The 12884-nt window shown below is 62.7% G+C and carries 11 protein-coding genes; 2 read left to right on the top strand and 9 right to left on the bottom strand.

Going from position 1 to position 12884, the window contains the following annotated elements; translation table 11 throughout:
• Positions 1 to 32: 32 nt before the first annotated feature.
• From HAV21_RS08765 to HAV21_RS08785, 5 genes are all read right to left on the bottom strand, one after another.
• Positions 33 to 854 carry a pentapeptide repeat-containing protein gene (locus tag HAV21_RS08765; protein WP_166841425.1) on the bottom strand — a complete coding sequence of 274 codons (822 nt, stop codon included), beginning with the start codon at positions 852 to 854 and terminating at the stop codon, positions 33 to 35.
• A gap of 187 nt (positions 855 to 1041) precedes the next feature.
• Positions 1042 to 2262, bottom strand: coding sequence for an Ig-like domain-containing protein (locus HAV21_RS08770; RefSeq protein WP_243753192.1), 1221 nt, complete (start codon positions 2260 to 2262; stop codon positions 1042 to 1044).
• Between the two features lie 131 nt (positions 2263 to 2393).
• On the bottom strand, positions 2394 to 3872 hold the full coding sequence (ahcY, locus tag HAV21_RS08775; protein WP_166841427.1) for an adenosylhomocysteinase: 1479 nt from the start codon (positions 3870 to 3872) through the stop codon (positions 2394 to 2396).
• Between the two features lie 42 nt (positions 3873 to 3914).
• Positions 3915 to 4133, bottom strand: a complete 219-nt coding sequence (locus tag HAV21_RS08780; protein ID WP_142939858.1) for a Trm112 family protein — start codon at positions 4131 to 4133, stop codon at positions 3915 to 3917.
• Between the two features lie 154 nt (positions 4134 to 4287).
• A complete protein-coding gene (locus HAV21_RS08785; protein WP_250821481.1) occupies positions 4288 to 4665 on the bottom strand; it encodes a DUF3499 domain-containing protein in 378 nt (125 codons plus the stop codon).
• Positions 4666 to 4829: 164 nt separating this feature from the next.
• Here HAV21_RS08785 and HAV21_RS08790 point away from each other — a divergent pair, with 164 nt between their 5' ends.
• The gene (locus HAV21_RS08790) at positions 4830 to 5348 is read left to right on the top strand and encodes a metallopeptidase family protein (RefSeq protein ID WP_142939859.1); all 519 of its coding nucleotides are present in this window, start codon (positions 4830 to 4832) and stop codon (positions 5346 to 5348) included.
• Positions 5349 to 5464: 116 nt separating this feature from the next.
• Here HAV21_RS08790 and HAV21_RS08795 read toward each other — a convergent pair whose 3' ends face one another.
• From HAV21_RS08795 to HAV21_RS08805, 3 genes are read right to left on the bottom strand one after another with little or no spacing between them, the layout of a single operon-like run.
• Complete coding sequence (locus HAV21_RS08795) at positions 5465 to 7168, bottom strand: DUF5719 family protein (protein ID WP_166841428.1); 1704 nt, start codon at positions 7166 to 7168, stop codon at positions 5465 to 5467.
• Positions 7161 to 10556 carry a glycosyltransferase family 2 protein gene (locus HAV21_RS08800; protein WP_166841429.1) on the bottom strand — a complete coding sequence of 1132 codons (3396 nt, stop codon included), beginning with the start codon at positions 10554 to 10556 and terminating at the stop codon, positions 7161 to 7163. Before HAV21_RS08800 ends, HAV21_RS08795 begins: the two co-directional genes overlap by 8 nt.
• Positions 10557 to 10567: 11 nt before the next feature.
• Positions 10568 to 11110, bottom strand: coding sequence for a WhiB family transcriptional regulator (locus HAV21_RS08805; RefSeq protein ID WP_142939862.1), 543 nt, complete (start codon positions 11108 to 11110; stop codon positions 10568 to 10570).
• A gap of 376 nt (positions 11111 to 11486) precedes the next feature.
• Between HAV21_RS08805 and HAV21_RS08810 the strand changes: the two genes are divergently transcribed.
• A complete protein-coding gene (locus HAV21_RS08810) occupies positions 11487 to 12182 on the top strand; it encodes a TIGR03089 family protein (protein ID WP_166841430.1) in 696 nt (231 codons plus the stop codon).
• A gap of 2 nt (positions 12183 to 12184) precedes the next feature.
• On the opposite strand, the gene HAV21_RS08815 is transcribed toward HAV21_RS08810, so the two are convergent.
• On the bottom strand, positions 12185 to 12751 hold the full coding sequence (locus tag HAV21_RS08815) for a GtrA family protein (RefSeq protein ID WP_166841431.1): 567 nt from the start codon (positions 12749 to 12751) through the stop codon (positions 12185 to 12187).
• Positions 12752 to 12884: the final 133 nt, after the last annotated feature.

A 12884-nucleotide genomic window follows, 5' to 3' on the forward strand; every position in this document is an offset into this window, starting at 1 on the left:
GACTGACGCCGGGCGGCCGCCACCCGTTTGGCTCACCAGTGATCCGGTTTTGTGAGTCTTGGGGGTAGGAGTGTGTGGGGGTCGCCTTCGGCGGCGTTGATCTGCGGTTGGGTCACATAGAGCGCCCTGGAGAGGTCCGCTCCGTGAAGCTGTGCTCCGCGAAGGTCAGCTCCCAGGAGGTCTACGGCGGTGAGGTCTGACTTCCTCAGATTGGCTCCGATCAGGTACGCGCCGCGGAGATCTGCTCCGCAGAGGCGCTGGTTGGCAAGGTTGGCGCCCATCAGGTCGGCACCTGGCTGGAGGCCGCCGTCGGGCGTTTGCTGGTCTTCTGCGCCGTAAGAGGCGCGGGCGTCTTCGCTGACCTCCATCAGGAGCGCCCGGACCTGCCTGTGGAGTGTCTCGACGTCGGTGGCAAGGACCGTTGACGCGTCACCTTGGGCGGCGGCTACTACGCCCTCAGACAGGTGGTCCGCCGCGGCCGCGAGCTCGGGATCGAAGGTCCGTTGCCGGGCCTCAGCCAGGTACCAGAGCATCTCGTGGAGTTGCCTGACTACTTTGAACACCGCGAACATCGAGGACATGGATGAGGGATCCTGTGTCCAACTGGTCCCGGCGAAAGTGTGTTGGGAGACCACTTGGCCGGCACCGAAACAATCAAAGACCGTGCAGCCGCGGAAGCCCCGGGGCCGTAAGCGTTGGTGAATGGTGCAGGAAAAGTCGTCCGCCATGTTCGGGCACGGCGAAGCGGCAGGTTTGTCGATCGCAAAGTCAGCCGACCGGGCAAATCCGAGCGCGGTACAGCACAGGGCGAAGCAGTTGCCGCAGTCCGGGGTGAGGTTTGGTGAAGGTCTCATGCATACTCCAGGTGAAGAGAATAGGTCCGGTGGAAGGAGCCGGGGAACCCATCAACGGGTTCCCTAGGGGGACACCCGCAATCACCATGGAGGGCAGCGCAAAGAGCGGGGCCGACGAACCGTCAGCGCTGGAGAAATGGGTCAAAGCGCGCAGGAAAGAATCACTGCAATGATGTTAACAGCTGTACTAGCGTTGAGCGTAGCTCGCCCAGGGTATGTTCCAGTCTCCAAAGCCTTCCAGCGGTTCCACTGCCGGTGCTCCGGTGTTGAGGATCTGAACGACGTCTCCGGTCTTCATGTTGTTGAAGAACCATGCAGCGTCCGCAGGCAACAGACCGACGCAGCCGTGCGATACGTTGGCCACACCAATAGAGCTCCACGCGGCTTCGAGAGCCTGGTGAACGTAGACACCGGACCACGTCAGGCGGTTGGCGTATTCAACCACGAGCGGCGGGTAGTATCCCTTGTCTCCAGGCTTCAGGCCGATGGTGCCGGCGTTGAAGTTGGAGTGGCGTTCTTGCTCCATGATGACCGCGTAGCCGGTGGGCGAAAGCCAGTCTTCCCCGCCCAGTGAGACGGGGGCGGTGTGGACCAGCTGGCCGTCGGAGTACACGTTCATGGTCTTGGTTTTGTCGTCTACTACGGCCACACGCTGCGGGCCCGTAGTGAACGTTGAGACGACGTCCGCGTTGCCGATCATGTTATTACCGAAATCGACGCCCAGGAGTTTCATGTCCACGGTGACGGTGGTGCCTGAAGCCCAGAAGGCCTCCGGACGGATCCTGACTTTCTTGTCTGAGTACCAGTGCCAGGCCACAGGCTGACCGGATGAGACGGTAATGGCAACCCGCTTTTCCATGGCCGCTTTGTCCACTACGGGCTCGCTGAAGTTGATTTCAATAGGCTGCCCGGAGCCAGCCGTGGTGCCGTTGCGGGGGTAGATGGACGCGTCGGCCTCGTAAGCTGCGGAAACAGTGGTGAAGGTCTGTGACTTTTTGGTCTCTTTCCCCGCAGTATCAACCACGGTGAAGGAGTAGTTGTATTGGGTTTTGAACTTCAGGACTTCCAGAGTGGTCCAGGTGCTGCCATCAGGGCTGGTCTTGCCTTGCACAGGTGCCCCGCCGCTAACCGGCGCCAGCACCACGTCCTTCAGCTTGCCGTTGACCGCTTTGATCTGGGGTCCCACCACGGGGTTCCACTCCACAGCGCCATCCAGCGGGGTGATGCCCAACTCCACGGGTTTGGCCTCGGCGGTGGGAGCAGGCGAGGGCGCAACGGCCGCTCCTTGCGGAGAGCCTGCCAGCAGTCCGGGCACCGTGACCACGCCGATTCCGCCCACCACAAGTGCTGCGCAGACTCCAATGATGGCAAGGATCTTGCCCTTTTTCCGTGTGGCGACTTCCGTCATGGTTCCCGTCATCCTGTCCCCCGCAAGCATTACTGAACACCCAATTCTAGCCGAAAGGCCGGACACGCTGGTCGCGTGTCCGGCCTTTCACCATCGATTTGGGTATTGCCGGCACCGGCAAGCAGTGAAGCCTAGTAGCGGTAGTGCTCCGGCTTGTACGGCCCTGCAACGTCCAGGTCGAGGTAATCAGCCTGATCCTTGCTCAGTTCCGTCAGCTCAACGCCCAAAGCATCCAAGTGGAGTCGCGCAACCTTCTCGTCAAGGATCTTCGGGAGGACGTAGACCTGATTCTGGTACTCGCGCTCTCCGGCCGGCTGGTCCTTCTTCGTCCAGAGTTCAATCTGCGCAATGGTCTGGTTGGCGAAGGAGTTACTCATCACGAACGACGGGTGGCCAGTGGCATTGCCAAGGTTAAGCAACCTACCCTCGGACAGCACAATGATGGAACGCTCCGAATCCGTGCCGGCCTCGAACACCCATTCGTGCACCTGCGGCTTGATCTCAACCTTCTTGACGCCCGGAATCCTTGCAAGCCCGGCGATGTCGATCTCGTTGTCGAAGTGGCCGATGTTTCCAACGATTGCCTTGTTCTTCATGCCCAGCATGTGCTCGGCCATGATGACGTCCTTGTTGCCCGTGGTGGTGATGAAGATGTCACCTTGGGCGAGCACCGTCTCCAGCTTGGCCACCTGGTAGCCGTCCATTGCAGCCTGGAGGGCACAAATGGGATCAATCTCTGTGACAATGACCCGGGAACCCTGGCCGCGCAACGCCTCGGCGGCGCCCTTGCCGACGTCGCCATAGCCGCAGACAACCGCAACCTTGCCGCCCATGAGGACGTCCGTAGCCCTGTTGATGCCGTCCGGCAGGGAGTGACGGATCCCGTACTTGTTATCGAACTTGCTCTTGGTGACGGAGTCGTTGACGTTGATGGCCGGGAACAGCAGCTTGCCCTGCTCCGCGAGCTGGTAGAGGCGGTGCACACCGGTGGTGGTTTCCTCGGTGACGCCCTCAATACGGGCTGCCAGGCGGGTCCACTTCTGCGGATCAGCGGCAAGGGTCCTGCGCAGAAGATCCAGGATGAGGACGTATTCCTCCGGATCATCTTCAGCGGCAGTGGGGACGGCACCTGCAGCTTCGAAGTCGACGCCCTTGTGCAGCAGCAGCGTGGCGTCGCCGCCGTCGTCGAGGATCATGTTGGGACCCAACTCCGGGTTGGCGTCAGCGCCGGGCCAGGTGAGGATCTGCTCGGCAGTCCACCAGTACTCCTCAAGGGTTTCGCCCTTCCAAGCGAAAACCGGGACGCCCTGCGGGTCCTCGGGCGTGCCCTTACCAACCACGACGGCGGCCGCGGCTTCGTCCTGGGTGGAGAAGATGTTGCAGGAGGCCCAGCGAACTTCCGCACCCAGGGCCGTGAGGGTTTCTATGAGCACCGCGGTCTGGACCGTCATGTGGAGGGAACCGGCGATCCTTGCGCCCTTAAGTGGCTGGGAGGCACCGAACTCCGCGCGGAGCGACATAAGGCCCGGCATTTCGTGCTCGGCTAGACGGATCTGGTGGCGGCCGGCCTCGGCAAGAGTGATGTCAGCCACTTTGAAGTCAAAAGTCATGAAAGTCCTTAGGGGTACCGTGCGGATGTGGAAGAAGGCGCGTCAGGCCTTGGAATCGTGCTGGCCCGACGTTGCCGCATTGGCGGCGGCCAGCAGTTCCGGTGGCAGGAGCAACGGGATGCCGTCCTCAATGGTGTAGCGGAGCTTTACGCCGTCCGCAGCGGCGTCGGTGGAAACCAACTCATCGCCCTCCTGGACCAGCGGTGACCCCGTCACGGGGCAGCGCAGGATGGACAACAGTTCAGGACTGACCTTTGGCATGAATGATGCTCCCTGGGTGGCGCCGGCATGGCGCCGCTGGCGGATATATCTGCAGATTCCAGACTACCGCGCAGGGAGATCGTGTTTTGATCCCGACGACGAATTGCGTCCAGAGCCCGGGAAGCGTGGCACGGAAAGCGGGTGGCGTGAACGATTAAGTCGGTTCCCGGAGGATCCGCAAGTGCCCGCGGCGGGTGCCCTCGGCGCCGGCGGGCGGCTCCATCTGGGCGTGGTTTTGCCGGGCAGGAGTTTCCGCAGGGGCTGAGGCCGCCTCCCGGACCGCGTTGGCAAGTGCCAGCAAATCATCCGGACCCGGTTCCTGCGGCGTTGTGGGCATGGCCAGACGCAGGACTTCCCAGCCACGCGGAACCGTCAGGGACTCTGCATGTTGGGAGCAGAGATCGTAGGCGTGCGGTTCTGCGTAGGTGGCCAGAGGCCCCAGGACTGCGGTTGACTCTGCGTACACGTACGTCAAAGTAGCCACCGCGGACTGGCGGCAGGCTGATCTGGAACACTGACGAATGGCACCCACAACATCCCAGATTAGCGCCAATGGGCGGCTATATTCCGCATTGATGGTCCGTGCCCCGCCAACTGTGCCGAGCATCAAGTGAGAAGTCTCCGGCGTATCACCCGACGCGGCGCGGTGCGGGCCATGAGGTCGCGCTGGCGGTTCCTCGGGACTAAAGTCGATATATGCAGTCACAGCCACATGTTCCCGGGTTCAATATCCGGTGGACTGACGCCGATGGCGATCAGGCCCAGGAACACGCCGGTTCGGAAGTTCGGGGCTTCCGGCGACGCCGGCGCAACCGGCACGGACGGGGACTGCGCGGAGAACTGATGCTCCCCAACCTCCCTGGGTTCCGCACCCGCGCGGAGCGATTCGATGACATGGTGCTGGACTCCGCGGAGCGGCTCCAGGACATGTGGGGCAAGCAACTGGACGGTGTGCTCTTTGCCGTGGACGAAATCCCGCCCAACCTTGAACAGCTTGTCGCCCTGGGAAATACGGCCCCATTGGGCTCCTACACGCCCGGTGGCCGTGGCGAGGCACCCATGATCACGGTGTACCGTCGCGTGGTTGAACAGGGCGTTTCCACCCGTGAGGAACTACAGGACCTCGTCCACGACGTCGTGGTGGAGTACACGGCCGAGATGCTCGGCGTGCCGCCTGAGACCCTGGACCCGGTCTACCGGCGTCGATACCAGTGACGACGGAATAACACCGACGCCGGCAGGCGGGTCATGCTGTCAGCTGGGTCGTGCTGTCGGGCGATTCACATTGTCGGGCGGCTCATGCGATAAGTGCTGTTGCCTGCAAGGTGTGCCTAGTAGCCGACCGAGACCGGCACCTTCTGTAGCCCTGAGGCCGCATCCTGAATTGCCACGACCGAAACGTCTGTGCGTCCTTGTTTTCCGAGTACCAGCGCGCCGTACACCGGATCACCCGACGCGGACACCACATAACCGGCCACCACGGAGTTGCCGGACTTCTCTGGTAGCTCGATCATGGAGGTGGTCCCGCCGGACATATCCACGTCAACGGACTTGCCAACCTTTCCGTCGGCAGTCACCGGAGCGTAGCTGACTGTGCCTCGCCCTTCAGGGACACCAAAGCTCAGGAACTTCTGCCCGCCCCTGGGAACGGCCACCAAGTGCTGGCTACCGAGGCGGGCCGACGACGGAGACCAGGCTAAGTCCGTTGCATCTTCGGCTTTGGTTCCACGGGTGACCCTCGCTGATGCCAGGAAAGAGACATCCGAGCTGGCCCTGACGGTATAGCTGCCGGCTGGGACGCCGTCAAGGTTGAGGGTGGCCACCGTCCCGCCTTTGACCGTCACCACTCCCCCGTTGGGAATTTTGCGTTCTCCGTTGGCACCGTAAAGGCTGACCTGCACCACGGCGTCAGTAGAACCGGGTACGGCGATCTGAAGCGCCGGAACGGCATCCGCGAACCCCGGCTTCGCGGCCAGGGTTTTGACGCCAGACGGGTCTTGAATATCGACGCCGGACATGACCTGAAGGTTCGATGGACCAGCACCCGGCGAAAGGTACTCCACACCACCCGGAGCGATTCCGCGCAACACGCTCTGTTGGATAGTGGCGGCAACGGGGCCTCCCGTGCTGCGCACGTGCACGGCAAGTTGCGATTCACCGGGCGCCAGGCCGGCCAGGTTAACCGAACGGGTGGTGCCGGGAGCTACCAGGAGACCACGGGCCCCGGGCGCCTGGATCTGTCCCTCGTATCCATACAGTTCAAGGTTGACCGTGGCCGGAGTCTCGGAGGCGTTACTCACGTTCAGAACGGCAGTCCGACCAACAGCAGTGTCGGCGCCCAATAACCACGCGTCATTGCCCGGTGGCTGGCATTGAGTTGCCGCCAGGCCCCGGAGATCGCCGTCAGTGGCTGAGTAACTGAGGTTGGCAGCCAGGGACGCCTGCTCGTTTCCCATGGCATCGGCACCCACCACGGCCGGTGACGTCACCGGGCTGATGGACGCTACGCCGGCGGCTAGAACAGGCGGGCCAGCTGTGGGCGGAGGCGTACTGCTGGGTGCCTCTGCGATCCGGGCCACCAGGTCACCACCCAACGCTGCCACACTGCTCCCTGGCACTGTTCCGGCCGGGTTACTGAGCACCACTGCATTCAGGGCGCTGGTGGCCGTGGTGGATACAGGGCTGAAGTCAGCGTCCGTGCCCACCACGGTTCCGTTCACAAGCCGCGCGGGTTCGGGACACACCGCCAGGGCGCGGCCAGCAGGTACGTCAGCCTGGCGGATGTCCACGGAGGTCCCGCCTGAGGGTTCAGGCACCATGGATGTGGCGGCTACTGCCCCTCCGCCGGCGGCAAGGATGACCACTGCTGACAGGACGCCGGTGATGGCTCCCCTATTGGAGCTGCGGCTGCTGGAGCTGCGGCTGCTGGAGCTGCGGCTGGAGCCGGCGCTGCGGCTGGAGCTGGCGCTGCGGGATTTCTTGGGCTCCTGATCTTCAGTGCTTTCGCCGGACACGTTCTTCTGGTCCTCAGACACTGCTGTACTCCTTACGGAGGGAGACTTCGTCCCTCGACATGCCGGTTCGGCTACGGCGTGCGGGCATCGGCACAGCCAACAGGACCGTGAGACCGATGACCACCGCTTGCAGGATCCCGAACCACAGGGCCCAGGGGTTGGCGTACCGGATCTCAAGGTCGCCGCCGCTGGCAGGCAGCTCGAACGCCTGTGACCAACCTGATGTTGTGGCCCGCAGTTGGCGACCATCCATCCAAGCGGTCCAGCCGGGATCGGAGCGTTCGGCGAGGACGATCTTTCGACCCTCATCCCCGGAGGGCACAGTGGCGTCTACGTTTACTTCTTCGGAAGGGAGCGTACTCACAAGAGCACCTTCGGAGTCCACGATACGTACCCTATGCGCTGTATCGGCGGCAGTAGCGGCTTCCTGGTTCCGGGGCGTCACCCGCCACAGCCATCCGGCGTCGGTCTGGCCTACGGCCACCAGTCCTGGGACTGCGTCGATTCTGCTGGCCGTGAGTTGCGCGGCGTTGTCCTCGGCCTTGAGGACGATGAATCCGGCGCCAAGCTGTTCAAGGTCTGCGCGCGGATCCACGCCCGTGCCCGCCACGATGGTGGCGACGGCCCGACGCAAGGATGTGGTGGCAGCGTCATCGTCCGCGATCTCTTCACGTCCTGGTGCGCCAATGATGGTCCGAGCGGAGGCTATGGTGGACAAACTGTCCAACGTGGTCCCGGCTCCACGCATCAGTGACGAGGAGAAGGCCCCCTGTTCACCGCTGGTGATGACCAGGGTTCGCGTGCGCTCAGGCCCCTGTCCGCGGTCTACGGCAGTAGCAGGCAACGTGCCCGTATCTTCCGGCCAAACCTGACGGCGGGCGCCGAGGGACGACGCCTGTTCGGCAGCCCCGGCCGCCACGCTGGATCCAGCAGTCGGAGTGGGCTGGAGGACGTTTTGGGCAGCCCAGGCCGCCATGCCGGCAAGGGGGCCGGCAACCAGGAGTGCCATGGCGACAGCCGAAGCAACGCGCCGCACCTGGACTGGACGCCGGGAACCCTTGGGCATCCTCCGAGGTGCAGCAAAAAGCTTCTCAGCGCCAAGCACGGCAGCACCCAGGAGTAGCATGCCCGAAGCCGACACCGCAGGGCCGGCGAATGGGCCAACAATCACGTTGTTGTTAACCCCGGTGGCCACGTGACCCACCAACCAACTGCTGGCAAGGGTAGCCAAAGCAACCAACCAGAACACCCGGGCCAGTGCGGCGCGTTTTCCGGGAAGGAACAAGGCGGCAACTGCAAGGATCAGAACTGGTGCGACAACAAGCAGAGCCAGCAGTAGTGCCCATGGCACAACGCCCGGACCGAAGACCGCCAAACCGGTCAAACCGCCGTCGATGTCAAAACCGAGCGGCTGGCCGAGAAGCTGCTGCCACAGGGGAGCTGCCTCAAAAGTCAGTGGCAACCCGGGATCGGCCAACAAGGAGCGCGGCCTGTCCAGCACAGATACTCCATACGGCAGGAACAGGGCGACTGTGGGCAGGAGCGACCACCACAGCGTCTTGCCCCGTTGCCCGAGGACCACCGCAGCCAGAACCACCACAACAATGGCAGGTCCCAACAGCGACGGCGCAGAGGCAGTGACCACGGCCATGGCCAGACCGGCAGCGGCGGCAGCAGTCCACGATGGCGTCCCGTTAATTCCGGGCTTGCCGGAGAGCAGGGCAGGACGACGGCTCAGCTGTGTCCCCGCAAGGGCAGGGCCTTGGGCTACGGCGGATCCCGAGGCGCGCAACAGTGCCAGCAGCAACAGCGGCATCATGACATGCGCCACCAGGGACCCGACCCTGCCCTCGTTGATGGAAATCAGCAGTGCAGGAGCACCGGACCACGCCAAGGCGGCCGCAACCCGGAAACGGCGCTTGGTAGTGAGCGCGCCTGCCGCGAACCAGGCGCCAACGGCAGAGAACGGCATGGCAAGGATCAGCAGCCACACCATGGCGGCGTTGCCGTCCCCGCCGCCAAAGAGCGAGAGCAGCCACAACACATAGCCGAACGGATCGCCATGTCCGGGCAGACCTGCTCCCAACGTGATCCACCATGTGGACGCATTGGCCCAAATATCTCCTGGTGAGGCTGAAAGAGGGAGGAGTCCGCCGCCGGTAACAGCGCCTGAGCGCAGCAACCCCAGCAATCCCACGAGCGCGGCGCTGAGTGCCACCAGTGCGGCAACGACGGCACCTGTGCCCACCCAGCCCCGCTCATTGGTGGCCAGAGCGGCGAAGTCATCGGCAGCATCCCCGCTGGGTTCCGGGGCAAGAAGATCGGAGATAGCCGGCGTTTCGTCGGCGGGGCGTATCGCTTCGAGCAACGAGCGCCTGTTGGCACGCACCTCCCGTGAGGGCGTCTGCAGCCCGCGCACAACCGATCTGTGCACCCGTCGCGTCCTGGCCGCAACGCGGCGGCCTTTGGCAATGGCAACGGGTCGAACAAGGGCAGCGATGGTGGCCGTGAACTGCGAGAGGCCATAGCCCGGTTCTTTGACCAAAATGCTCAGCACGAGTCGGATCATGGCGCCGAACAACGCGCCCATCGCCTGGAACGGCACATTCCACCACGGGGTGTGCTTGAGGCGCATGTGGATCTGGGCTTTACGTGCCGCGGAGGATGTGCCCAGGCCATGCGGGCGGTGTTCTACATGGAACATGCGGGCACCTGGGACTACAACTACGCGATTGCCCGCGAGCCAGTTCCGCCAGCAGAAGTCCACGTCATCGCCACTGCCCGGTAACGCGGGGTCGAATCCCTCCAGGAGATCCCAGACATCGCGGCGGATCAACATGCCTGCGGAGTTCACAGCGAAAGTGTCAGTACGGGCATCGTATTGACCTTGATCAACTTCATCGGCGTCGATCAGTGTGAGGCGTTCCGCCCAGCGACTCGTCGAAAGTCCTACATCCACCAGGTGCCGCTTGTTGTCCCAGCCGAGCTGCTTACACCCCGCCACTGTCACTGAGGGCGCGCGTTCAACCGCATGGAGAAGCTCCGCAAGCGCATCAGGCGCGGGGGCGGCGTCATCGTGCAGGAGCCAGATCCATTCGACGGACGTGGTCTTGGCGTCGTTGCCGGCCGGTGCGGCACCGCCATCGGCAGCGTGTGCGGTGTGTCCAGAGGGGGCCAGCTCCTGCAGACCAGCCTGGACAGCGGCCCCGAAACCCGACTTTGCATGGTGGAACGAGGTCACCTTTTTGTGGCCGAAGGCCTCGCTGAGCAACTCCAGTGAGTTATCCGTGGAACCTGTATCAACGCCAATGGCGGCATCTGCCGACCGCGTTTGGTCCGACAATGCCGCCAATGTCCTGGGCAGATAGTTGCCGCCGTCGTGAGAAACCACGACGGCGGTAACATGCACTTCCTTGAGAATTAGACCGCTCGCTTCCTTAGCCGACGACGCTCCCGCTCGGAGAGTCCGCCCCAAATACCGAACCGCTCATCATTGGCGAGAGCATATTCCAAGCACTGCGAGCGGACGTTGCACGCTCCGCAGACCTTCTTGGCGTCCCTCGTCGATCCACCCTTTTCAGGGAAGAAGGCTTCAGGATCGGTCTGTGCGCACAGCGCATCAGTCTGCCAGCCAAGTTCGCCTTCGTCATCGAAGTCCCCCTGAGGAAGGCCGATCCACACCGGTTGCCCCGGAGTCTCAACGGGACGACGCAGCTCCATGGGAGGGTCGTCCAGGTCTTCATCCGGCCCAGCCGGCAGGTCACCAATCAGTGCCTCATGAGCAGCGAGGAGGGCGGTAGCCTGATCCTCCAAAGACTGCTGGACATTCTGGTTGTATCGATCTGCCGCTTCCGGGTCCGCCGGGTCAATGTACCAATCCCCCGGTACTTCCCTCGAACGGTATTTCACCGACGCATGTTCTGCGACGACTGCATCTTCCTGGATACGCAACGCTTGCCCCATGGCGTCCCTCCTGATTTTGCAGCTGCTGCTTGGATGTGTTTCCGATTCCCGGCGACGTTCCGGGTATCTGTGCAGCGGCGTTGATTACTAATTACACGCGTGTAACTACCCACCAGTCAAGCCGCGCCGGGATAATAATCAAGAATCTGTAGAAACGTGGGATGCGCCACGCCCAACATTTTTGTCGAGCCGCCGCGTGTCGTGGCGCAAAATGACAGCCTTGGATCGGCCCGGATGAACTTTCATTGAATTTCCGCGGAAAATTGCATCAGCTTCCGCGGGAGGCCAACGACTGGAGAAAATAGGGTGTGTTGCATTTCACATTAACGATGGCCGGCCCTAAGGAACCTGCCTAACGCCGTGGCAAGATTGACGCATGAGCATCCCGGCAGCGAACCTGATGACCGCCCTACGATCCGGTCGCTCAACCTCACCACGACTCACTTGGTATGGCCCCGACTCCGAGCGGGTTGAGCTATCGGGGCGCGTTCTGGACAACTGGGTAGCAAAAACCAGCAACCTGCTGCAGGACGAACTTGACGCCGAACCAGGGATGTCCATCAGGTTGGATCTGCCGGCGCACTGGAAATCCGTCGTCTGGGCCCTGGCTGCCTGGCAGCTGGGCATGGAGGTGGTCTTCGACCACACCTCAGCCGACCTCCTGGCGACGGACAAGCCCGACGACGGCGCCGGGGCCGGCTTCGAGGCGGTGGTCGCCGTGCCGCTCGCGGCACTTGCGATGCGCTGGCCCGGCGAGCTGCCATCCGGCGTCGTGGACTACGCCGCTGAAGTCCGTTCCCACGGTGACGTCTTCATGGCACACAACGAACCCGAGGCAAGCTTGCCCGCCGTGCGCGGAACCACCGGACTGCCCCATGAAGAACTTATTGATGGCTTTGCTACTCCACAAGAGCCAGGCGTCCGCCTACTGGTCCGCGCCACCGAAGGCTTGGAGCACTGCCTGGCAGCATCCTTGGGCGCTTGGAAGGAGGACGGCTCAGTAGTACTGGTGCATCCGGACTTGGACGTGACAGAACACCTGCTCGAGAACGAGCGCGTCAGCCGTTCGTAGCGTTAGAGATTCTTGACGGAAGGAAATTCGCCCGTTGCAGGGTTCGTCCCTGCCTCGGAACCCGCCTTCGCCTTATGGTGAAGCTCAATGATCTCGTGGTCATGCGAGAACTCGGGTTCGGCGTCCAGCTCTTCGTTGAAGACCCAGAAGCGGTACGCAAAGAAGCGGAAGATGGTGCCCAGGATGAGGCCCACCACGCTGCCTGCGATGAACAGCGAAGGTTTGTCGTTGAGGTCCAGAATGTACTTGGCGAACCACACACAGCCGGATGCAATCAGGAGACCTACAAGGTTCATGATGGCAAACAAAACGGCCTCACGAACAACGTTGGCCTGCTTGCGGTGCCGGAACGTCCAGAAGCGGTTTGCCACCCAGGAGAAAATACTTGCAACAATCGTCGCAATGGCCTTCGCCCACACTTCGCTGCCGTGCATCGGGCCGGAAAACAGCCAGATGAAAACGGCCGAGTCAATGACAAAAGCAACACCGCCGACGGCGCCGAACTTTGCTACCTCACGCCAAAAAAGTGAGGCAAGTCCGCGGATGCGATCTGCAAGTGTGGTGATCATGACCCTCCATGGCCGTTGAAATGTGGGCCGATGGGCCAAGCCCATTTTAGCGCCGATTTCCTTGCGCTGCCTTTGAGGGCGCTGTGAGAAGGCCGATACTGACACACCCCACCGGTAGAAAACCGTCCCATGG

Source organism: Paenarthrobacter sp. MSM-2-10-13, assembly GCF_011605365.1.
Lineage (GTDB): Bacteria > Actinomycetota > Actinomycetes > Actinomycetales > Micrococcaceae > Arthrobacter.